The 20,963-nt window shown below is 51.5% G+C and carries 20 protein-coding genes; 8 read left to right on the forward strand and 12 right to left on the reverse strand.

Annotation, left to right across the window (positions count from 1 at the left end; translation table 11 throughout):
* Nucleotides 1-718 precede the first annotated feature (718 nt).
* Nucleotides 719-1,315 carry a hypothetical protein gene (locus Q8O77_RS06165; RefSeq protein ID WP_305551976.1) on the reverse strand — a complete coding sequence of 199 codons (597 nt, stop codon included), beginning with the start codon at nt 1,313-1,315 and terminating at the stop codon, nt 719-721.
* 190 nt (nt 1,316-1,505) lie between these two features.
* On the opposite strand from Q8O77_RS06165, the gene Q8O77_RS20050 reads away from it, so the two are divergent.
* A complete protein-coding gene (locus tag Q8O77_RS20050; RefSeq protein ID WP_371133467.1) occupies nt 1,506-1,631 on the forward strand; it encodes a hypothetical protein in 126 nt (41 codons plus the stop codon).
* Nucleotides 1,632-1,808: 177 nt separating this feature from the next.
* Here the strand turns inward: Q8O77_RS20050 and Q8O77_RS06170 are convergent, their stop codons facing one another.
* The 3 genes from Q8O77_RS06170 to Q8O77_RS06180 form a co-directional block, all read right to left on the reverse strand.
* Nucleotides 1,809-2,258 carry a hypothetical protein gene (locus Q8O77_RS06170; protein ID WP_305551977.1) on the reverse strand — a complete coding sequence of 150 codons (450 nt, stop codon included), beginning with the start codon at nt 2,256-2,258 and terminating at the stop codon, nt 1,809-1,811.
* A 91-nt stretch (nt 2,259-2,349) separates the two neighbouring features.
* Entirely contained in the window at nt 2,350-3,090 is a 741-nt protein-coding gene (locus Q8O77_RS06175) for an endonuclease (RefSeq protein ID WP_305551978.1), read from the reverse strand.
* A gap of 96 nt (nt 3,091-3,186) precedes the next feature.
* On the reverse strand, nt 3,187-3,687 hold the full coding sequence (locus Q8O77_RS06180) for a DUF962 domain-containing protein (protein WP_305551979.1): 501 nt from the start codon (nt 3,685-3,687) through the stop codon (nt 3,187-3,189).
* 268 nt (nt 3,688-3,955) lie between these two features.
* Here Q8O77_RS06180 and Q8O77_RS06185 point away from each other — a divergent pair, with 268 nt between their 5' ends.
* Entirely contained in the window at nt 3,956-5,380 is a 1,425-nt protein-coding gene (locus Q8O77_RS06185; RefSeq protein ID WP_305551980.1) for an alpha-amylase family protein, read from the forward strand.
* Nucleotides 5,381-5,395: 15 nt separating this feature from the next.
* Here Q8O77_RS06185 and Q8O77_RS06190 read toward each other — a convergent pair whose 3' ends face one another.
* Both Q8O77_RS06190 and Q8O77_RS06195 read right to left on the reverse strand, forming a co-directional pair.
* Nucleotides 5,396-8,599 (reverse strand): DEAD/DEAH box helicase, encoded by a 3,204-nt coding sequence (locus tag Q8O77_RS06190; protein ID WP_305551981.1) that lies wholly within the window; start codon nt 8,597-8,599, stop codon nt 5,396-5,398.
* A 100-nt stretch (nt 8,600-8,699) separates the two neighbouring features.
* Nucleotides 8,700-9,452 carry a hypothetical protein gene (locus tag Q8O77_RS06195; protein ID WP_305551982.1) on the reverse strand — a complete coding sequence of 251 codons (753 nt, stop codon included), beginning with the start codon at nt 9,450-9,452 and terminating at the stop codon, nt 8,700-8,702.
* Nucleotides 9,453-9,792: 340 nt separating this feature from the next.
* Here Q8O77_RS06195 and Q8O77_RS06200 point away from each other — a divergent pair, with 340 nt between their 5' ends.
* Nucleotides 9,793-10,335, forward strand: coding sequence for an SRPBCC family protein (locus tag Q8O77_RS06200; RefSeq protein ID WP_305551983.1), 543 nt, complete (start codon nt 9,793-9,795; stop codon nt 10,333-10,335).
* A gap of 158 nt (nt 10,336-10,493) precedes the next feature.
* The gene (locus Q8O77_RS06205; protein WP_305551984.1) at nt 10,494-11,996 is read left to right on the forward strand and encodes a YifB family Mg chelatase-like AAA ATPase; all 1,503 of its coding nucleotides are present in this window, start codon (nt 10,494-10,496) and stop codon (nt 11,994-11,996) included.
* Nucleotides 11,997-12,141: 145 nt separating this feature from the next.
* Here the strand turns inward: Q8O77_RS06205 and pyrC are convergent, their stop codons facing one another.
* A complete protein-coding gene (gene pyrC / locus Q8O77_RS06210) occupies nt 12,142-13,173 on the reverse strand; it encodes a dihydroorotase (protein ID WP_305551985.1) in 1,032 nt (343 codons plus the stop codon).
* A 196-nt stretch (nt 13,174-13,369) separates the two neighbouring features.
* Between pyrC and Q8O77_RS06215 the strand changes: the two genes are divergently transcribed.
* Nucleotides 13,370-13,522 (forward strand): hypothetical protein, encoded by a 153-nt coding sequence (locus tag Q8O77_RS06215; protein ID WP_305551986.1) that lies wholly within the window; start codon nt 13,370-13,372, stop codon nt 13,520-13,522.
* Here Q8O77_RS06215 and Q8O77_RS06220 read toward each other — a convergent pair.
* Nucleotides 13,519-14,709 carry a Bcr/CflA family efflux MFS transporter gene (locus Q8O77_RS06220; protein ID WP_305551987.1) on the reverse strand — a complete coding sequence of 397 codons (1,191 nt, stop codon included), beginning with the start codon at nt 14,707-14,709 and terminating at the stop codon, nt 13,519-13,521. The two genes, Q8O77_RS06215 and Q8O77_RS06220, sit on opposite strands and share 4 nt — an antisense overlap.
* 174 nt (nt 14,710-14,883) lie before the next feature.
* On the opposite strand from Q8O77_RS06220, the gene Q8O77_RS06225 reads away from it, so the two are divergent.
* Nucleotides 14,884-15,624, forward strand: a complete 741-nt coding sequence (locus Q8O77_RS06225; RefSeq protein WP_305551988.1) for an ABC transporter substrate-binding protein — start codon at nt 14,884-14,886, stop codon at nt 15,622-15,624.
* Between the two features lie 56 nt (nt 15,625-15,680).
* Complete coding sequence (locus Q8O77_RS06230; RefSeq protein WP_305551989.1) at nt 15,681-16,355, forward strand: DUF3334 family protein; 675 nt, start codon at nt 15,681-15,683, stop codon at nt 16,353-16,355.
* Here the strand turns inward: Q8O77_RS06230 and Q8O77_RS06235 are convergent.
* The 4 genes from Q8O77_RS06235 to Q8O77_RS06250 are packed head-to-tail and all read right to left on the reverse strand — an operon-like array spanning nt 16,350 to nt 19,531.
* Nucleotides 16,350-17,579 carry an ATP-binding protein gene (locus tag Q8O77_RS06235; protein WP_305551990.1) on the reverse strand — a complete coding sequence of 410 codons (1,230 nt, stop codon included), beginning with the start codon at nt 17,577-17,579 and terminating at the stop codon, nt 16,350-16,352. The two genes, Q8O77_RS06230 and Q8O77_RS06235, sit on opposite strands and share 6 nt — an antisense overlap.
* 19 nt (nt 17,580-17,598) lie before the next feature.
* Nucleotides 17,599-18,291: a response regulator transcription factor gene (locus tag Q8O77_RS06240; protein ID WP_305551991.1), complete on the reverse strand. Its 693-nt coding sequence runs from the start codon at nt 18,289-18,291 to the stop codon at nt 17,599-17,601.
* On the reverse strand, nt 18,291-18,668 hold the full coding sequence (locus tag Q8O77_RS06245; protein ID WP_305551992.1) for a DUF3019 domain-containing protein: 378 nt from the start codon (nt 18,666-18,668) through the stop codon (nt 18,291-18,293). The genes Q8O77_RS06240 and Q8O77_RS06245 overlap by 1 nt, the downstream gene beginning before the upstream one ends.
* Nucleotides 18,668-19,531 carry a MipA/OmpV family protein gene (locus tag Q8O77_RS06250; RefSeq protein WP_305551993.1) on the reverse strand — a complete coding sequence of 288 codons (864 nt, stop codon included), beginning with the start codon at nt 19,529-19,531 and terminating at the stop codon, nt 18,668-18,670. The genes Q8O77_RS06245 and Q8O77_RS06250 overlap by 1 nt, the downstream gene beginning before the upstream one ends.
* Before the next feature lie 294 nt (nt 19,532-19,825).
* On the opposite strand from Q8O77_RS06250, the gene Q8O77_RS06255 reads away from it, so the two are divergent.
* Entirely contained in the window at nt 19,826-20,857 is a 1,032-nt protein-coding gene (locus Q8O77_RS06255; RefSeq protein WP_305551994.1) for a LacI family DNA-binding transcriptional regulator, read from the forward strand.
* The last annotated feature ends 106 nt before the right edge of the window (nt 20,858-20,963 follow it).

Consider the following 20,963-nt stretch of genomic DNA (forward strand, 5'->3'; position numbering starts at 1 on the left):
ATGGCATGCGCGACAAGATACAGCGGGCAGGGGTCTACGTGATTAAAAATGAGCGTGTGCTGGCGGATATACAATGCAAAAGCTTTGCCGGTAATAATTTTATCGGGCCGCTGGCGCCGCATGAAGAGCAAGAGTTCCAATACTACGAGTAGTCATCATGCAACTGCAGTTTTCAATCAGCGCCACTCAGCTGAACGTGTTGGCCGGCAGCATTACAGAAAACTATGCCCTGGTCTAGTTTTTATAAAGTACAGCAAGATGATGATTTTTATTATTTATCAAACCGTTATATGCGGATATTCAACACCACTTATCTGATAGCAAAGCACGCTAAGGATACTGATACTGTGGCCTATCAAGCGGGTGTGGCGTATCTGTTGTCTTGTGTTAGTGAGCTTTAGCGGTTAATGCGGCAATAAAGGAATGCTATTGATATCTATACGAAAATCCATTACAGACGCCCTCAAATGCATACAGTGCAAATCAGCTGATACAACTGAGTCTGCTCTGGCATTGCAGGCTTTGCTGATGCCTTAATCACTTGATCCAACTCGAAAAGAAAGCCCTTTCCAGGTGGAAAACGATCGCTCTCAAGGCCCTCTGCGATTATGTTACGCCAATAGGTCAGCTGTTCGCCTGCCATATAATATTCAACAAAACGCGACATCGCTGTATAACAGTCTTGCGAATTGGGCCATTGCATCATCAACCAGGCCGTTTATTCATGGCTGCCGCAACTGGTGGTTACAAAGTGGGAATAATCCAGCAGCACGTCCATGCTTGGATCATTAAACTCAGTGCGATAGGTACGGTTGAAGAGGTTCGCCAAATCCAGGGATGACTTGTTCGTTGTGCTATTGCTGGTGCCGAGTATCTGAAAGATCTCCATAATATTCGCGTACAGGCACTCAGCTTCCGGCTCTCTACAATACTGTGTCAGTTCCTCGCGGGCATTATTATTGCTGCTGCCGTTGGCGGTGGCCAGAAACCGAAGTACGCTAATATAGCGGACCATAACGCGCTGCGGATCATCTGGCACCGGTTCCATCGCGTCCAATACGGCATTGGCCTTATCGAAGTCACTAATGTTTTGGGTTTTAGCGCCGCGCAGAATTAAAAACCGCGCAATATTATTACCTACGAAATATTCGTGTTCGTCGCCGATTTTACGCACAGCGGCGAGCGCTGCATCTGCCCCGCTGGTGTTGTAGTGATACTCTGCACTGCAGATTTGTTCGTGCATACGGGCGTTATTATCGCTGCAAGCGGCGAGGAGGGTAACAAGGGACAGAACGAAGAGTTGCCGGTAGCGCATACAGGAATCCATTTTCTTAGTTGTCGCGGGCGCTTATAAGCGCCGTGCCAGTGTGTTGTCGGGGCAGCAAACTTATATGCGGTGCAATTGATGCTGTTTATTATTTGGTTGCAACTCTGCATGCTTTGGGCAGTGATTTCAAGAAAGACTTGTAGAACTATCAGCTGAGAAATGAGTGTAATGAAACTTAATTTATTGTCAGGGTGCCATACAAAGCAATTGCTACCTGCTGATTGCCGTGCTGGAGAATGCGCATCAAACCTATAGGTCAATGCCACTTTATCCGGTCGAACTTGGCGATGTTGCAGAGAAATAGCTTTCTACCTGCAGAGCTGAAAGATCATTTTGCAAAACAGCAATTATTGTTTAAAAACCTGATGGCAGAACCGTTGCAGCATTACCAGCTGTGATGGACTGTTTGCCAGTTCGGTGCATTAGCTGCTGATGGCCAAAAGAGCTGCTTAAAAATCACTTGAAACAATTGGAGTTGACCCTAAGTGTCCAGAGCTTGGTCAGCCATTTTTCTGTATTTGTTTATTTCTTTGTAATGACTAAAGCAAAACGGCTGTTTTGTATCCTCATCTTGATTCTCTTCGGTTAAAAATAAGCAAAGAACTCCTTGATCCAACTCCCCTTCAAAAACAGCTGCTTTATCTGTGCGCTCCCCTTCGTCTATGAAATGAGCAGTAACTTGGAAGCTGCGTTCTTTACTTTTGAAGCTATCTACTTTAAGCAATAGTCCAGCTTCTTCGCCATTAACTGCAATAAAAACACCATTGCCTTCTGAGTCAAAGGAGAGCAGCCCATAGGAGAGCACTTTGCCTAAATTCAATGCTTCCCATTTTCCCTGTATGTCGCCCGGTTGCGGATTTTCCACTCGGGTGTCCATTTGCTGACACCCAACCAGAAATAATACAAACAATAATGTTGATAGCTTTTTCATGGCTTTTTATGCATAACCTTTAGTTAAGGGGGGCCTTTAGCCCGCACCAGTGAGCGAAACGAGCACTTTGAATCCATTGTTACCGGCCAATTTACTGGCTGGCTTGTAAACCATAACCCGTCGGCTTATAGCCTAAGTTCCACTCGCGCTTGCCGCTAACGAATGGGTTGTCGTGGCCCATATGTTGGCTGATACGTTGGTTTAGCTCGTGCTCTTGCGCGGTTACCGGGTCTTGCTTGTGCCAGGCGATAAACAGCTGTTGCTGGGCGCGGGACAGGTTTAGGTTGTATTTGTCGGCCATGTAAAAGTAGATACGTGCTATATCACCACGTACCGGCGGGGCGGGCTCGAATACCTGTTGTTTAAAATCGACCTTTACCGGGCAGGCGCCATGCCTGGCCGGGGTGGAGGGTAATACACCAAAGCGGTAGTTGCTGCGATCGCCGTTTACTTCGCCAATGGCCGGTACCAGGTTGTATAAATCGGCCTCCATGGCGCGAAATACGCTGTCGGTTTTTACGCAGTTTTTCCGCCCGCCATCTTGCCAGCACTGGCGCTGGTGGCCAAAGTGATGCGCTGGCATAATGTGTTCCCACTCGATGCGGTTGGCGCGCGGGCCGTTTTTACGCACCTGATAACCACAGCCGGTTAAATCCGGTATGCCTTTTTTACCTTGCCAGCGAATGTCGCAGTCGCAATAAAAGCTTTTTGCCTCGGGGGCGTGAATACGCTGGGCTAAACGTTTGGCCTGGTCAAAATTGGCGGGGGCGGCTAACGCAAATACAGAAAACAGCAGCAAAAAGCTGCCGGTACAACAGGATAAAAACTTCATTCACTACCACTTACTTCAGTGAGAACAGCGGTGTAGCTGCTATGTTAATTTGTCTTTGCCGCTCAGCTTACTCAGCCGCGCTGAACAACCGCTGACTTAATGCGTTTTACCGGCATTTTGTTCAATATCCTGCTGCAGCGGTTTGCGCAGGCCGAGTTTAAAGCTCAGTTCGGCGACAATAAACAACGGGCCAACCAGCAAGCCAACTAAATCATCGACAAAGGCCGGCTTTTTGCCTTCGTAATAATGGCCGATAAACTGCAGTACCCAGCCCACGACAAATAACGCGATTGAGCTGCCAAGCCAAAGCCAGAATGGCAAAGCTGCCAGTTGCGCCGCCAACAGCAGGCTAATGCCGCTAAACAGCAGCATTATCAGGCCAAAACGCAGGTCCAGCCGCAGGTAGAACGCCATACCGCCGATAAACAGTACTAACGCCGGGGTAATAACAACACCGGCCAGGCTGAATAACGGCCAGTACAGCAGCGAAAATACCGCCACCAGGATCAGCGGTATACCGGCATAGTGGGTAAGAATATTGCGCTCGTCTCTGTGGTAGCGTGCGTACTGGCTTAAATGTTCGGTCAGGTTTTTCATGCTTATGTCACCTGCAGCTTTACGATATAAAGTAAGTAATTACTAAGCCTAAATCCACTGTGGCACGGGGTCAATGAGATACTTTGTTCCCGTTGTAGCTAAGTTGTAAATTTGGCGTATATGGGCAATAAATTGTGCGGTTAAAGGCGTAGGCTGATTGTGTGTTAACGGAGCCGGTAGTCAATAACACTTAGTGGTGCTGCTATCAGCGCACTGCTGCTCACTCACGGATGACTTGCATAAACTAATGACAATAAAGGATAGACTCATGCAAGTAATCAGTACCTTGTTACAGCGCCGGCTGGTATGGCTGGCACTGCTTGTTAGCTCAACGCTATTTACACCTGCCGCCAGCGCCGATGCAATTTTGCATGCCTTCGACTGGCATTATGATGAAGTGGCCGCCAAAGCCGGGGAAATAAAAGACTTAGGCTACAAAGCGGTGCTGGTGGCGCCGCCGCTTAAATCCAATGCGGCTAACTGTGCCTGGTGGCAACGCTATCAGCCGCAGGATATCCGCGTGATTGACCACTGCAAAGGCAATAAGCAGTCGTTTGTAAATATGATTAATGCGCTGAACGACGCCAACCCGGCGCGTAAAGTTGATGTGTACGCCGATATAGTGCTGAACCATATGGCGAATGAGCGCAATGGCGCTACGGATTTTCCGGGTCAAAGCACGGTTAATGACTATGGCAATAACAGCAGCTACTGGAACAACCAAAGCCTGTTTGGCAATTTAAGCCAGGGCTTGTTTGGTAGCGGCGATTTTAATCCGGCCAATTGCATCAGCAATTATAACGATGTGTGGCAGGTACAAAATTATCGCTTGTGTGGCGGTGGTGGTGATACCGGTTTGCCGGATCTGAACCCGAACAGCTGGGTAGTGCAGCAGCAACGCAGTTACTTAACCGCGCTGAAAAATCTGGGCGTTACAGGCTTTCGCGTGGATGCCGCCAAGCACATGACCATTTGGCATCTTAATGAAATTTTCACCACCGGTATTAAAAGCGGCATGTATTTGTTTGGTGAAATTATTACCAGCGGCGGCGCCGGTAATAACGAATACGACAGTTTTTTAGCGCCTTATCTGGCTTACACCGACCATAAAGCTTACGACTTCCCGCTGTTTAACAGCATTCGCAGTGCCTTTGGATTCGGCGGCAGTTTAAGCCAGTTGGTTAACCCGCTAAGCGCGGGCCAGGCGTTGCAAAACAGCCGCGCGGTCACCTTTACCGTTACCCACGATATTCCTACTAATGATGGTTTTCGTTATCTGATCATGGACCCGACCGACGAATATCTGGCCTATGCCTATGTGATGGGCCGTGATGGTGGTAAACCGCTTATTTTCAGCGACAGCACCGGCACCGATAACGGCCGTTGGGTTAACGCCTACAAAGCAGACCATATCGCTAAGATGCTGAACTTTCATAACCGTATGCAGGGCCAGGGCATGGAAATGCTGGCGTGGAATGATTGCGCCATCTTATTCCGCCGCGGCCAGGAAGGTGTAGTGGGCATTAATAAATGCGGCAGCAGCCAGAGCTTTAATGTTAATACCCATGGCCGCTTTTACTGGTACCGCAATTACCGCGACGTACTAAGCGGCGCCAACCTGGTGTATATCAACGGCGGCAGTTACAACTTCAGTATTCCGGCACGCCAGGCCAGAATGTGGTACGCCGATTAACACCGTGCTTCAGCGTTAGTCTGCACTAAACAGCGTCAGTAAGTCGTCGGCGCTGCCTTGCCACGGCTGGCCTTTGCCTCCGGCAAACAGCTGATCAGCCAGCTGGCGCTTATGTTGCTGTAGCAACTGCACTTTTTGCTCTACCGTATTGCTGGCAATCAGCTTATATACAAACACGGCTTTTTTCTGGCCAATGCGGTGGGCGCGGTCGGTAGCCTGGGCTTCAGCAGCCGGGTTCCACCACGGGTCGTAATGAATTACCGTATCGGCGGCAGTGAGGTTTAACCCGGTGCCGCCAGCTTTTAAGCTGATTAAAAACACCCGTGTTTCGCCGTTTTGAAACGCATCTATTTGCTGTTGGCGGTGCTTGGTTTGGCCGGTCAGTTTACTGTAGCTGATACCCAGCGCGTGCAGCTCGTCTTCTATCAGGGTTAGCATGCTGGCAAACTGGCTGAATAATAAAATATTGCGGCCTTCTTCCAGCATTTCCGGCAGGGTGTCGCGCAGCCATTGTAACTTGGCATTGCTTTGCACCGAACGGGCATGTTCTACCGGCACCAGCCTGGCATCGCAACAGGCCTGGCGCAGTTTTAGTAACGCATCTAAGAACTGAATTTGGCTGGCCGCCACGCCTTTTTGCACAAACAGCTCGCGCACCTTGGTTTCCATCACCAGCCGGATGCTTTCGTACAGGTTGCGCTGATCGCTCTCCAACTCCAGCAGCTGAATGATCTCGGTTTTATCCGGTAGCTCGGCAGCCACCTGGCTCTTGGTGCGGCGCAACATAAAGGGCGCAATACGGGCCTTTAACGCATGGGCGCGCTCAGTATCGCCGTGCTTTTCAATCGGTTTGCGGTACACCTGGTTAAAGTGGGCGTCGTTACCCAGCAGGCCCGGCAGTACAAAATCAAAAATCGATTTTAACTCGCCCAAATGGTTTTCCAGTGGCGTACCGGACAGTGCCAGTTTCATATCGGCTTTTAACAGCCGCACTGCCTTGGCGGCCAGGCTGCCGGCGTTTTTAATATGCTGGGCTTCATCCAGAATGACTGCGCTAAGCGGCTGGTTTTGATAGTACTTATGGTCGCGCACCACCAGCGGATAGCTGGTCACCAGCAGGTCGTAATTGGCCAGTTCATTAAACAGCGGTTGGCGTTTATTGCCGTGAATTTGCAGTACCCGCAGTTGCGGCGTAAAGCGGGCGGCTTCGGCCAGCCAGTTACCTAATACGCTGGTGGGGCAGATGATCAGCGCCGGGTGTTGCAGCTCACCACGCTGTTTTTGCAGCAATAACAAGCTTAAGGTTTGCAGCGTTTTACCCAGGCCCATATCGTCGGCTAAAATGCCGCCCAGGCCATATTCGCGCAGAAAATTCAGCCAGCTTAAGCCCTGCAGCTGGTAATCACGCAGCGACGCCTGCAGGCCCTGCGGCACCAGGCAGGGCGTAATGCCGGCAAAATTGTGCAGCAAATTGCTTAAACGTTGCACCCGCTGCGCATTTAAAAATTGGATGTCTTTGGCGGTTTCCGGCGGCAATAACGCCGCTTTAAAGGCCGGTAAGTCGAGGCTGAATTGCGGTTTATGCGGGTTTAACAGCTCAATAATGGTATCGATAAACGGCTGGATCAGCGCCAGCGGCAGGGCCAGTTTGCCCTGGGGTAACGATAACCAAATCGGTTTATCCGCGTCCGGCAGGCCGTGCTGGCGCAGCCATTGGCTGATCAGCGGCAGCAGCGGCACCTGGGTGCCGTCGATATCGACCTGTATCGCCAGCGCAAAGCCACCCACGGCATTGTCCTGCACCTGTAAATACGGGTTACCGGTTAAAATATCGAGATTAAAATTCTCATCACGTGCGATATGCCAGCCTTGTTGCTCCAGTTGCGGCAGCGCATCCAGCAGCGGTTGCCACAACAGCGGGTTATCCGGGCCTTCGCCGACAGCAAAGGCGCTTTGTTCGGCATAAGGCGGCGGCAGCGGCGGCAGTTGTAACAACTCCAGTTGCAGCAGCTGCTCCAGCGCTGTGGTTTCTGTGGCGCGGTCGCGTTTAATAAAAATGGTGTTGCTGTCGCGCGTCAGCTCGGTTTGCGCTTGGCTTAAATCCAGCGGCAGCAAATAGTCGGCATACTGAAACTGCAGCACGGCGGTGGGCTCGCTGCGGCCTTTGGCTTTGTGCGGCAGCATTTTCAGCTGCAATACCGGCTTGGGCGCGGTGCTGACTTGCTTGATGCCGGCTGCTTTGGGCAGCGGCAGGCTGGTTTGGTTAAACAACTGCTGTAAACGGCTGATGCCGCCGGCTAAGGCCTGTTGCGGAATAGGCGGAATTTTATTCAGCAACTTAAGCTGCTGGCTGCTAAGTGTAGTGTCCAGCTCGCCCAACTGGTAATAACTGGTGTCGAGGTAACACGGCGGATCGGTGTATACCAGCTCAAAATCGCGCTCGTTATCATCCAGCTGCCAACCCAGTTGCTGGCCGCCGGCGCTGTCCTGCCAGTTAAAGCTAAGCACTCGTTTCGGTCCGCGCTCCACCGCATAGCGCGCTTCAGAGAAAAAGCAGCGGCCGCTTTGCAGCAATTGTTGCAGCAACTGGTAACCCCAGTCGCCTTCCAGCAGCGGCAAATCGCGCAGGCTTTGGGCGCGGAAATAACTCAGCAGGCGGTAATCCTGCTCTTCTATCCAGTAAGGCACGCTGGGGCTGACTAAGTCGTATTTGCCAATGGCCACGCCCTTGGTAAAGCCGCCTTTTTTGCTCTCGCGCACGCGGCGCGGGCTCAGTTGTAACCCGGCCTGGCCGTAAGACAATAAGTACAACACTATGTCTTTATCTTGCTGCGGCGGTGCCAGCGATTGCTCTACCTGCTCAAACCATTGGTTAAGTGCTCGCAGCGGTTGCTGCTCCAGTTGTAATTTATGTTGTTGGTAGTCGCGCTGCAGCCGTAACAATACCGCCAGCACATGCTTGCAGTTGGCGCCCACCGGGCAGGTACAGCGGTTTTGCAGTTGCCAGCCGTCGCTGTGCTGTTTCAGGCTGATATATTGCCGGTACGGCGTAAAAGCGGCGCCCCACACCTGGGCGCTGATATCGGACAAGTCGCTGTTGTATTCCAGCTTTACCACTTTACCGGCCTGCAGGTACGCCTGAGCACGGTGAAAAGTCACCGCGTCAAACCAGAGTTCCAACTGTTGCTGGCTAAGGGGGAATGCTGTATCTGTTGTCATAACGCCTGAATGTTAAGCACAAAGGCGTAATGCTACCGCAGTTTTGCCTTAAGCCAAATGCGGTAGCGTGAAATAAACAAAATTTGTCTGGTTAACCGGCTTAATCGTTAATTTTTACCGGGCCGTTAATGGCATTCAGCTTTAAACCACCGGAGCCGCTGTCGAGAATGGTCAGGCCGCCGGCACCGTCTACGTTAATATCGCCGGAGCCGTCATCAATAGTGACGATACCACCCACCGCGCTGACGAAGATATCGCCGGAACCATCTTCAATGGTTACATCAGCGGCAACACGGCGAATGGTCAGATCACCGGAACCGTCATCTACCGTCAGTTTGCCGCTGACCTGTTCAATCAGTAAATTGCCGGAGCCATCTTCCACCTTTACGTTGGCACCGCCACTAATGCGTAAATCGCCGGAACCATCTTCTACCTGCAAATCGCCCTGCAGGCCATTGATGTCGGTATCGCCGGAGCCGTCATCCAGCGTCAGGCCGAAGTGTTCAGGTACCTTAACAACCACGTCGATATAGGGGCTGTTGCCGTTATAAAAGCTTTTGTCGAACCCGGCTTCCAGTACCGCACTATTGCCACTGGTTGTCAGGCTCAGGCGAATATCGTCAGCCTTGTAATAATAAATGTTGGCGACCATTTCTATTTCGCTGCGGCCGGCTTCACCGATAATATCCAGTTTACCGGCGCCGGTATCTGCCTGCAGTTGTTTTAAGCCAGCGCCGTTTAATGTCAGTTTGCGCTCTTCATGTTGTAAGTCACCGGCGTGACCGTTGCCAACATAAATAACACAGCCACTGAGTAAGCTGGCAGCGAGTACAGTAATAACAGTGCTTTTCATATGATGTCCTTGTTGTTTTTCTGGTTTATTCAATAATGGCTAAGTTTGCCAAAGCGCTTAACAAAAGCACTGCAAAATAAATGCCTTAATTTAAGTTGTTGTATTTAAACATTTATATTTTAAACTGGCGCTGGCGCCTGGCGGTTGTGACCACTATATGGCTGAATTGACGACACAAATAACGCTTTTGCTAACAATAACAGCCATCGCTGGAGTGTTAACAAAAATCGGGCTATGTTTAAGCGGGCCGGGTTTAAACAGGCGGCGTTTAAACAAAGGGTAACAGCGCCATCAGGCATTACAGCAGAATAATGCCGCAGCATAATAAGGATTGCTCACTATGTTAAAGAAAGTACTGATTGTGGTGTTAGCGTTGTTGGCGGTCCCCTTGCTGGCGGCATTGTTTGTGAAGCAGGATTATCAGGTTGAAGCCAGGGTGCAGATTGACCAGCCGGTAATGCTGGTATTTGACTACGTGCGCTTTGTCAGTAATCAGCAAAACTTTAGTGTCTGGGCAGCGCTGGACCCGAATATGCAAACGGCGTCGCGTGGCGTGGATGGCACTGTGGGTTTTGTCTCGTCCTGGCACAGTGACAACCCGGATGTCGGTACCGGTGAGCAGGAAATCATCGCCATTACCGAAGGCGAGCGGATAGAGCTGGAACTGCGCTTTTATGAGCCTTATAGCGCGGTATCGCCGGCCTATATGCAAACCGAAGCGATAAGCGACAGCCAAACCCGGGTTAGCTGGGGCTTTGCCGGCCATATGCCGTATCCGATGAATTTAATGCTGCTGTTTATTGATGTTGAAAGCATGATAGCTGACGATTTACAGCAAGGGCTGAATAACCTGAAACTGATTTTGGAAAGCCCCGCGCCTTGATGCCCGGCTAAGTAACACAAAGCCAGCGCAGTTATCCGCTCTGATGCGGCAAGCTGTGTTATTTTTTGGCAGCACGGTGTAATAAATGCTTCGTTTACTTGCATATATTTAACAATTGAATAAATATTAATTATCTTTTGATTGATAGCGGAGACAGGATGTCACTGGCCGTTGTTTACAGCCGCGCCCGCCACGGCCTGGATGCCCCCCTGGTTACGGTGGAAGTGCATATCAGTAATGGCTTGCCGGCATTTCAGTTAGTCGGCTTGCCGGAAACCTCAGTAAAAGAATCACGTGACCGGGTACGCAGTGCCATGGTGAACAGTGGTTTTGCCTTCCCCGACCGTAAAATTACCGTGAATTTAGCCCCGGCCGACTTACCCAAAGAAGGCGGCCGTTTTGATTTGCCTATAGCGCTGGGTATTATTGTCGCCTCCGGCCAGTTGGCAGAGAAAAGCCTGCACGGCTATGAGTTTTGCGGCGAGTTGGCGCTGTCCGGCGAGATCCGCAGCATAGTAGGGGAAATCCCGGTAGCCATAGCCTGCCGGGATGCCGGCCGCGAAGTGGTGCTGCCAATGTTAAATGCGCAGCAGGCACAACAAGTGCCTAAGGTGGCGGTGCATGGCGCAGAGCATTTGCTGCAGGTACACAGTTTTTTACTGGCACAGCAACCGTTGCCTTTGATCCCGGCGTTACCGGCGCGTGAACAACAACATTTACCGGATTTGGCCGATGTAAAAGGTCAGGCTCATGCCAAGCGGGTGTTAGAAATTGCCGCTGCCGGTGAGCATAACCTGTTAATGCTGGGGCCGGCCGGAACCGGTAAGTCGATGCTGGCGCAGCGTTTGCCCGGCATTATGCCACCGCTGACCGAGCAGGAAGCACTGGCCACAGCAGCGATTTACTCTATTGCCGGGTTAAAGCGTAATTTAACTGATTGGCAGCAACGGCCGTTCAGATCGCCGCATCACACCAGCTCTGCGGTGGCGTTGGTGGGTGGCGGTTCTGTACCCAGGCCGGGCGAAATATCGTTGTCGCACCATGGTATTTTATTTTTGGACGAGTTACCGGAATTTCCGCGCAAGGTGCTGGATGTGCTGCGCGAGCCGCTGGAAACCGGAGTGGTACATATCAGCCGCGCAGCGCGCCAGGCCGAGTTTCCGGCCCAGTTTCAACTGGTGGCAGCATTAAACCCCAGCCCAACCGGGCACCATCAGGACGGCCGTGCTACACCTGAGCAGGTAATGCGCTATTTAAACCGCTTATCCGGGCCTTTTATTGACCGTATTGAATTGCAAATTGAAGTGCCGCTATTGCCCAAGGGCATGTTAAGCCAGCAGACGCAGGAAGAAAGTAGTGCCAGTGTGCGTGAGCGGGTGCTGGCTGCCAGGCAGTTGCAGTTGGCGCGCCAGGGTAAGGCCAATGCCCGCTTAAGCGGCAGCGAAATTGCCGATTTTTGCCCGTTACAGCGAGCTGATGCGCAATTTTTGGAAGATACTATTCACCGCTTTAAGCTGTCGGCACGTACCTACCATAAGATTATTAAAGTTGCGCGCAGCATTGCTGATTTACAGCAGCAAGCGCAAATAAGCCGCGCGCATTTAATGGAGGCACTCAGCTACCGCGCACTGGAGCGGCTGCTGAGTTATTTAAAAAACTGAGCAAATCATCCAAACCGGGGAGAACAGTAATCGGTTTGCTCACGCCAACACGCCGTAAATACGTCCCTGTAGGCTCGATTCGGCCATCCTGGCCTGCAACGGTTAGCTTAGAGCAAACCGATTCCTGTCAATTGGAACATCAGTGTTACACCAATTTCCAGTTTAAGGTTTCGCCGGCATAAAACGGTACTATCGGGTTACCGTTTGGCAGGGTAATTTCATTCGGTACCTGCCACTGCTGTTTTTGCAGCGTTACCGTACCGCTGTTGCGTGGCAGGCCGTAAAAGTCGGCGCCGTAATGGCTGGCAAAGCCTTCCAGCTTATCCAGGCAACCCAGGTCATCAAATACCTGGGCATACAGCTCTATTGCGCTGTGGGCGCTGTAACAGCCGGCACAACCACAAGCAGATTCTTTGCGGTGTTTTTCATGCGGCGCGGAATCTGTGCCTAAAAAGAACTTAGTCGAACCGCTGGCTACAGCAGCACGCAGGGCTTCCTGGTGAGTGCGGCGTTTTAGTACCGGCAGGCAGTAGTTATGTGGCCGCACACCGCCAACCAATAAATCGTTGCGGTTTAACAATAAATGCTGCGGTGTAATAGTGGCCGCGACATTGGCTGAGGCCGTGGCAACAAAACTGGCGGCATCTGCGGTAGTAATGTGCTCAAACACCACTTTTAATGTCGGCAGTCGCGTAACAATATGCTGCAGATAGCGGTCGATAAATACCTTTTCGCGGTCGAAAATATCAATGTCGTGATCGGTTACCTCGCCATGCACTAACAACAACATGCCTTGCTCTGCCATGGCTTCAAATACCGGATACAGGCTGCCCAGCGCGCTTACCGCATCGCTGGAATTGGTCGTGGCACCGGCCGGATACAACTTGGCGGCTACCACACCGGCTGCTTTAGCAGCGCTGATATCGGCGGCGCTGGTTTTATCGGTTAAAAACAGGGTGACCAACGGCTGAAAGTCGCTGCCGGCCGGCCGTGCCGCTAAAATCCGCTCGCGGTAGGCAACAGCCATGGCGGCCGTGGTTACCGGCGGCACTAAGTTTGGCATCACAATAGCGCGGGCAAACTGGCGTGCGGTGGCTGGTACGGTTTCGCGCAGCATATCGCCGTCACGGAAATGTAAGTGCCAGTCATCCGGGGTTTGTAGGGTAAGCGTGGTCATAAGATGCTCCTGCAACTGCTGCGGCGAAAAAAGTGGCGCTATGATATCAAGTAACGGCCGCTAAGTAATTAGCGTCGTGCCGCTGACCAGGGTAGCAACAGCTGATAATAAGCCGGCGAGCGGCTTTAGTCTGCCGCCGGCCTTTGCTACACTAAGGGCGTTTAACAAAGGGCGTGTTTAACGCAGGAGAAATACAATGTCTGAGCTGGATTTTGATTTGGATCATCTGGACTTTGCTGCCGCTGAGCAAAATGTAGAACGTCAGCAGCAGGATGAACTTAACCGTGCTGACGCTCCGCAATATGGCGACGAAGACGACGAGTGCAGTGGGGGCGCCTGTAAGATTTAATCCGTTGTGGCGCTAACCGGTTGCTCTGCCGGTTTATGCCACAACTGACTTACCGCAATACACAATACGCCGGCCAGCATCAGTAATGAGAACGGCAGGGGTGTGCCGTTGTAAAACAGTGCCAGCAAGGGCCCGGCCAGGGCGCCGATGCCAAAGCGCAAGGTGCCGATAACCGCCGTTGCCGTGCCACTGTTATCCGGAAATTTCATCAGGATCATTGCATCGGCATTGGTGGCAATTAAACTTAAGCTGGCCATCAGCGGGGCAATCGACAGCACGGTGTATACCAGACTTAACTGCCAGAAATTAAACAGCGTTAACGCGCTTGCACTGACTATTGCCACGGCCAGGCCGGCGCGCAGCATACGTTGCGGTCCTAAACGGGTTACCAGCCGGCTGTTAATAAAATTGGCCAGCATCAGCATCAGCACGTTAAAGCCAAACAACAGGCTGAACAGCTGCTCGTCTACGCCGAAAAATTTGATATAAACAAACGGCACTGCGGTTAAAAAGCAAAAGAACGAAAACGAGGCGAACATTGAGGTGGCAATATCCGGCCGTGCAGAAACACGGGAAAATACCACCTTATAACCGGCAAAAAAGGCCATTTTTTGTACTGTGCCGGCTGGCTTAATTTCCGGTAAGTAGCGCCAGCTCAACAGCAAAATAACAACGCCGTACACAGCCAATGAGACAAAAATCATCTGCCAGTTCGCCAGCCACAGCACGCCGCTGCCAATGGCCGGTGCCAACAAGGGCGCCAGCATCATGATCATCGACACATAAGACATACCCTTAGCGGTATGTTCCTGATAAATATGCCGTACTATGCCTGGCACCACTACCGTTGCTGCCGCGCCACACAGCGCTTGCAGCGCACGCCAGAACAAAAACCACTCTATGGTACTGACTAAACTTAAGGCTATGCTGGCCAGCACAAAACCGGTTAAACCAAAAATAGCCAGCGGCCGGCGGCCGAAACTGTCGGCCAGTGGGCCGCAGATCAGCATGCTGATACCAAAGAAGGCGAGGAAAATACTCAGCGATTGCTGCACCATACCAATAGAGGTATTCAGTTGCTGTGCCATAATTGGCATTGCAGGCAGGTACATATCTATTGCCAAAGGGGTGGTAGCAACGACAGCGGCCAGTAATATAATGATCCAACCGGCGGGTTTTTGGGGCATGGGCATCAGGCTCTTAGTTCAGCGGCGCTATATAATACGCGGTTTTGCTGCCGCCGCCTAACGGCGCAATGTAAAAATGGGTTACTAAATATGTCTGTACCGGTCAGCGTAATTTGCATTTGCCGGCCCAAAGCAGTGTAATGCGATTAAATTAGATAAAGCTGTTGTGCCTTTATGAAATGTTGCCGCTACCTGATGATGCTGGTCATGTTATTGCCGCTTACGTTACTGCAGGCGGCACAGCCACTGCGTGTTGGCTTGCATTTATCCGCGCCCTGGTCGTTCTTTAATGCGCAAGGTGAGCCGGACGGCTATGAATATCGGCTGGTGTCACGTATTTTTGCTGAAGCCGGCTATCAGGTGCAGTATGAGTTTCACAGTTACAGCCGCTTGCTAAAGCAATTTGCCGATAAAAAACTTGATTGCGCTTCACCGGTGGCGATACCGGTAGCGGGCGCCAGCTATACAGAATCTTATTTACCGTTTCAGGATGTTGCTATTAGCCGGCAAGATGCCGGCTTGACGGTAAATAGCCTGCATGATTTGCGCGATAAGCGTATCGCCGCCTACCAACAGGCACAGCAGGTACTGGGCGCAGATTTTGCGCAAGCCGTCAGTACGGCGGCTTACCTTGAACTGGCTGAGCGGGAGCTGCAACTGGAATTGCTGTTCAGTGACAGAGTGCAGTTGGTGGTGGGGGAGCAGCGGGTGCTGCTGTATCTGGCGGCTAAGCTGGCGCCGCACATCAGCCTGACTATCCATCCGATATTTGCTGCCAAATCTTACCCCGCGGCTTGTTGGCAGCCGGAGCATACAGCGGCGTTTAATCGCGGACTGGCGCAGTTGGCGCAAAACGGCGCGTTAACCGCTATTCTGCAGTGGCCCGCACCTGCCGCTACAGTAGGAACAAAATAGCTTAACGAAGCGCATTGCGCTTATACTAATGTAACTAAGCAGGTTAGGATGCCACAATGAAAAAAACCAAAATAATTACTACAGATGAAATACTGCTGACACTATGTCAGTCTGTTACCAAGGTGCTGTCCGGTGCCGGTAACCATAATGTTGCTTACTCGCCGATGGTACAAAAAATTCAAAAAACCTGTCTGCGGCCTGATCTGGGCTGCTTTGTGTTGTTTGACGGCGGTTTCTCCGGGTTGGTGATTATTAATTTTACTGCCCAGGCGGCGATGGAAATTTATAAAAAATACCTGATGAGCATGGGCATGCCGGAAGAGGAACTGGCGCAGTTTCATACCTCGGACGAGGTCGGTAACGTAATGGGCGAGCTGATGAACCAGATCGTCGGCGACTTTACCAACACCGTGCGTTACGACTTACAAACCTCGATTAATCAGAGCCAGCCGAAAATGATGGCAATCAATAAGCAGGTGCAAATTCTGATTAATACCCAACTGGACCAGCCGCAGGCGCGCCGTGTGACTTTCAGCACGCCGGAACATAATATTTTTTATCTTGAGCTGGCAATGGATAAAACCGAATTTATTCAATTGCATGACTTTGACAAAGCCGAGCAGGAGCATCCGGACGACATTCTGGCCAATGCGCAGCAATACAAGCCGGAAAATACTGTTAGCGTTGAGATGGATGTTGACGACGACTTTATGAAGAACCTGGGTTTATAACTGAGCGGGGCGCCGCTGTGGCAGGCTAAGCACAAAACGGGCACCGCCCTGCGCTGACTCTGCCACTGTGACACTGCCCTGATGCCACTGCATTACCCGCTGTACTATCGCCAGGCCTAACCCAAAGCCGCCGCCCTGTTTATTGCGGCTGGCTTCAATGCGAAAAAACGGCTGTAAAATTTGTTGCCGCAGTTCTGCTGCTATACCCGGGCCGTCATCGTCCACTGTAATTTGCCAGTGTTGTTTATGCAGTGCCAGGCTTAAGCAGATATGTTTGTTAGCATATTTTTTCGCATTCACCAGCACGTTTTGCAATGCCCGCTCCAGATAATGGCCATCGGCGTACAGGATGGCACTGTCGGGCAGCTGTAAGCTGATATCGGCACCTGGCAAGGGCGACAGTTTTTCCCGCACATTGTTAATTAACTCAATTAAGTTAATTTGCTGCAGTTGCAGCGGCAACTGGCCGGTTTCCAGCCGTGCATAATCCAGAATTTCATCGACCAACTGTTGCAGCTCGCGCACGTCCTGTAGCATTAATTGCCGCTCTTGTGCCGGCAGTTGCTCCGCCATTTCCAGCGCAAAACTCAACCTGGCGATAGGGGTGCGCAGTTCGTGCGATACTGCATGGGTCATTTCGCGCTGCAGGTTCAGCAAGTCGCGGATGCGCGCACTCATATCGGCAAAGCTTTTTGCGATGGGGGCAATAAAGGAGCGCGCCGGCAGGGTTAATTCAATATCACGGTTGTCGGTAAAGCGCTGTAAACTGTGTTGCAGGCGGCGGATATCACGGGCTACCGGCCCTAACCATAGGGCGACGGCAATGGCCAGCAACAGAAAAAACAACAAGGTAAACCAGGTAGCGCCGTCGTTTTGCGTTAACGGCAAGGGGCCGAACCGCCAGAGCTGCTGTTGCTGCAGATAATAAAAATATACCTGGTTATCTTCAAACAGTGCCAGTACTTCACCGCGTTGCAGTTGTTGTTGCTCTTGCTCCAGCCAGCCAATACTGTTTGCTGCTATGGCAGTGTAAGGCAGTTGAATGGTAGCCGGCCAGCTGGTTTGTGGTTGCTGTACCTGCTGCTGCAACAAGCTGGTGTAGCTGGCAAGCCAGGGCGGCGCCGCGGCCGGTTGCCATTGCTGCCACAATTGCTCCACGGCCCAGCCAATACCCAGCAGCACCAAAAATAAAAATAAATAGAAATGCCAGAACAGCCGCTGCATATTATTGGTTTACACCGTGCTAGTGCCAGGCATCAGCAACAAACAAATAGCCTTTGCCCCACACGGTTTTGATCCGGAACGGTGTTTCAGCGTTGTCGCCGAGTTTACGGCGTAAATGTGAAATGCGTACATCCACGGTGCGATCAAGGCCGTCGTACTCACGGCCGATAATTTGCTGGTGAATGGCCTCGCGCTTAACCGTTTGGCCGGCGTGCTTCGCCAGCATCCAAAGCAAGTCAAATTCGTAACTGGTCAGCTCCACCCGCTCGTTATCGTACCAGGCTTCGCGCGAGCGCTGCTTTAACCATAAGCGGTTAAATTGCAGCTCTTGTTGCTCAGTCTTGCTGGCAGTTTGGGTACGGCGCAATAAGGCGTTAATACGTGCTACCAGCACCCGCGGCTCCACCGGTTTTATTACATAGTCGTCGGCACCCAGTTCCAGCCCCAGCACCTGATCAATATCGCTTTGTTTGGCAGTTAACATTAATACCGGGCCCTTGAACCAGGGGCGGATCTGGCGGCATACACCAAAGCCATCCAAGCCGGGCAGCATCAGATCCAGCACAATTAAATCCGGTTGAAACTGGCGGCAATGCTCTGCCACGGCATCGCCCTGGCTTTGCAGTTGCACCACAAAACCGTGTTGGGTCAAAAAGCTTTGGACTAATGAGGCCAGGCGGATATCGTCTTCGACCAACAGTATTTTTGCCATCAAAATATACTCCATGGGCTGCTTAATCGGCGTCGGGCGGGTTTGCGGCTTAATACCTGTAGATCGGTATGTAGCAGTACCCGGTTATCAGCAGTACGCAGTGTTAAGGCCGCGTTTTGCCAGGCCAACAGTTGTTGCCAGTGGCCAACAGTTTCGTCGTGCCAGCAATGCAGTTTTTGCTCAGCCAAAAATAAACAGGCGCTAAGCGGGGTATGGCTGTGCCAACTTAATTGTAGTTGGGTGCGGCAGCTTTGATCGCGTTGTTCTGTGACGCAAACTTGCGGGCTGACATCCCAGCATATCGCTGTGGCACAAGCAGCCGCCGGCACTTGTGGTGTTACGCCGTTAAGTAGCAACAACAACCAAAATCCGGGCATTAATAAAACCGGTAGCTTATGCCAAGAAACCAGGTAGTAACGTTGTCTGATTTAACCAGCGGGCTGTCAGTCATGGCATCGTCCAGTGATAAATAGCGCAAAAAGGTTAGCAGGCTGACACGCTCAGAGAGTGGCTTTTGCCAGCTCAGGCGCAATTCCGGTTGCCAACTGGCCTTGCCGTTGTAGCGCGGCAGATAGAAAGGCTCATTATTATCAATGCCATAGTAAGTATCAATCAGTTTGGCGCTTTTCCAGTGCAATTTAGCGCCCAGTTGCCAATTGCCAAACCGGCTTTGCCAGTTTCGCGCCATACTGACAGTGGCATGCTGGCCCTGATAAGTGTTGCTGACATCCTGCCACAGCACAGCTTGCAGCTGCCAATTAGTAGCAAACCAGTCCAGTTGCAGGCCCAAATCAAAGGCGGTGGGTCTTTTACTGATTTCCCGCACTGAGGCTTGCAGCGGGCCATAGCGCTCATCGGTAATACTGGCACTACCAGGCGTGGTACTGCTGAATTGAAACGCATTGCCGCCAAACCATTTTTGGAAATAGCCTTTTTCCTGATTAAACTGGCCTAGCAAGCTCAGGTGCCATTGCTCCGACAGGGCCCAGCCGGTACCCAATTTGCCGTTATCAAAAAACCAGTGTTCGGCGTAGTAATAAACATCGGGCAACACTACCAGCGGTAACTCTTCCCCGCCATATAATGGATTGCTGCGCTGACCGTAGCCCAGCGCAAAGCTTAAATGCAGTTCTTGCTCAGTCGCACACAACGATTCCTGATCGCAGCCAACTGTTGTATCGGCTGTATCGGCATTGGCCGTGATACTCAGCAGACAAAGTAGCAGTAACAAATATGGCAAGGTGCACCTTTTTTCAGACAGAATTTCAGCTGTGGGAGTGTAGCAAGTTGTGCCGCCGGACATAAGCCGGCATAACAATGTTTCACAATTTGCAGTGATTAAACAGACTAAGGCAAATGCTGATCTGGCCGGCATGTAATATGGTATAACTGCAGGTGGCAGGCACAGAACGAAATTGAATCCAGCGTCAATTCCCTCTATGATACCGCCATAACAATTATAAGGCGCTTGTCAGAGCTCGATCCGACTGCGCTGTATTATGCAGTAATTTCGCTGTCACAGCAGAGCACTCAGATGAAAGACAAAGCCACTTCATTCGACATTGCTTATATGGCCGGTGTGTCGCAGTCCACCGTATCACGGGCGCTGCGTAACAGCCCGCAGGTAAATAAAGCCACCCGCGAAAAAGTGCAGGCGATAGCGCGGCAACTGAATTATAAAGTCGATAAAAATGCCAGTAACCTGCGCCAGCAGCGCAGCAGTACCCTGGCCTTGCTGTTGTTTGAAGATCCCACCACAGATGAGTCGCTGATTAACCCGTTTTTCTTATCTATGCTTGGCAGCATTACCCGCGCTTGCGCCAAACGTGGCCAGGATTTACTGGTGTCGTTTCAGCAGCTAAGTGACGACTGGCATGCCGACTACGAAGACAGCAATAAAGCCGACGGCATTATTTTGCTTGGCTACGGTGATTACAAAGATTACGAAGAAAAACTGGCCAAGCTGCTGGCACAGGAAACGCATTTTGTTTGCTGGGGCGCTGAAGTGCTGGGCCATCCCGAGTTTACCCTGCGCAGCAACAACCGCGAAGGCGGCCGCTTAGCCGGCGAGCATTTATTGGCTACCGGGCATAAAAAATTCGCTTTTATCGGCAATGCCTCTGAGGGCAGCCCGGAATTCAGCGCGCGTTATCGTGGGTTTATTGATGCGTTAAATATGGCCGGTATTGACGAGGCTCAGGTACCGCATTTTGATGCGATATCAACCGAAAGCGCCGGCGATAGCGCCACCGAACATTTATTAGCCGCCGGCCATCAGGTGGATGCGATTTTCTGCGCCAGCGATCTTATCGCTATCGGCGTAATGCGCTGCCTGAAACGGCGTAATCTGCGCGTGCCGGAAGACATCGCTGTGATGGGCTTTGATGATATTCCGGTGGCGTCTTTTGCTACCCCGGCGCTGACCACGATTCAACAAGATACCACCCAAGCCGGCGAGTTGCTGGTGAATAACCTGCTGCAATTGATCAACAACCAACCTATCAGCGTCAGCCAGATCGAACCCAAACTGATTATCCGCCAGTCTTGTGGCTTTCATCTGAGTTAAGTGGCCGGCCGCTGCGGCCGGCGCGGCAATATTTACTAAATAATAACCCTGCTTACCTTGCTGCAGCTTTGTGTTAATATTCCGCGCCGGAATATTCAGTAAATCA

This window comes from Rheinheimera sp. (assembly GCF_030690345.1).
Taxonomy (GTDB): domain Bacteria; phylum Pseudomonadota; class Gammaproteobacteria; order Enterobacterales; family Alteromonadaceae; genus Alishewanella.

What these genes read in the sequence shown, in the direction of transcription:
- Q8O77_RS06165 (WP_305551976.1), bottom strand. Translation starts at nt 1,315, where the DNA reads ATGCGCTACCGGCAACTCTTCGTTCTGTCCCTTGTTACCCTCCTCGCC.
- Q8O77_RS06225 (WP_305551988.1), top strand. Translation starts at nt 14,884, where the DNA reads ATGAAATGTTGCCGCTACCTGATGATGCTGGTCATGTTATTGCCGCTT.
- Q8O77_RS06175 (WP_305551978.1), bottom strand. Translation starts at nt 3,090, where the DNA reads ATGAAGTTTTTATCCTGTTGTACCGGCAGCTTTTTGCTGCTGTTTTCT.
- Q8O77_RS06200 (WP_305551983.1), top strand. Translation starts at nt 9,793, where the DNA reads ATGTTAAAGAAAGTACTGATTGTGGTGTTAGCGTTGTTGGCGGTCCCC.
- Q8O77_RS06170 (WP_305551977.1), bottom strand. Translation starts at nt 2,258, where the DNA reads ATGAAAAAGCTATCAACATTATTGTTTGTATTATTTCTGGTTGGGTGT.
- Q8O77_RS06230 (WP_305551989.1), top strand. Translation starts at nt 15,681, where the DNA reads ATGAAAAAAACCAAAATAATTACTACAGATGAAATACTGCTGACACTA.
- Q8O77_RS06205 (WP_305551984.1), top strand. Translation starts at nt 10,494, where the DNA reads ATGTCACTGGCCGTTGTTTACAGCCGCGCCCGCCACGGCCTGGATGCC.
- Q8O77_RS06215 (WP_305551986.1), top strand. Translation starts at nt 13,370, where the DNA reads ATGTCTGAGCTGGATTTTGATTTGGATCATCTGGACTTTGCTGCCGCT.
- Q8O77_RS06180 (WP_305551979.1), bottom strand. Translation starts at nt 3,687, where the DNA reads ATGAAAAACCTGACCGAACATTTAAGCCAGTACGCACGCTACCACAGA.
- Q8O77_RS06255 (WP_305551994.1), top strand. Translation starts at nt 19,826, where the DNA reads ATGAAAGACAAAGCCACTTCATTCGACATTGCTTATATGGCCGGTGTG.
- Q8O77_RS06185 (WP_305551980.1), top strand. Translation starts at nt 3,956, where the DNA reads ATGCAAGTAATCAGTACCTTGTTACAGCGCCGGCTGGTATGGCTGGCA.
- Q8O77_RS06245 (WP_305551992.1), bottom strand. Translation starts at nt 18,668, where the DNA reads ATGCCCGGATTTTGGTTGTTGTTGCTACTTAACGGCGTAACACCACAA.
- Q8O77_RS06190 (WP_305551981.1), bottom strand. Translation starts at nt 8,599, where the DNA reads ATGACAACAGATACAGCATTCCCCCTTAGCCAGCAACAGTTGGAACTC.
- Q8O77_RS06220 (WP_305551987.1), bottom strand. Translation starts at nt 14,709, where the DNA reads ATGCCCCAAAAACCCGCCGGTTGGATCATTATATTACTGGCCGCTGTC.
- Q8O77_RS06240 (WP_305551991.1), bottom strand. Translation starts at nt 18,291, where the DNA reads ATGGCAAAAATACTGTTGGTCGAAGACGATATCCGCCTGGCCTCATTA.
- Q8O77_RS06195 (WP_305551982.1), bottom strand. Translation starts at nt 9,452, where the DNA reads ATGAAAAGCACTGTTATTACTGTACTCGCTGCCAGCTTACTCAGTGGC.
- pyrC (WP_305551985.1), bottom strand. Translation starts at nt 13,173, where the DNA reads ATGACCACGCTTACCCTACAAACCCCGGATGACTGGCACTTACATTTC.
- Q8O77_RS06235 (WP_305551990.1), bottom strand. Translation starts at nt 17,579, where the DNA reads ATGCAGCGGCTGTTCTGGCATTTCTATTTATTTTTATTTTTGGTGCTG.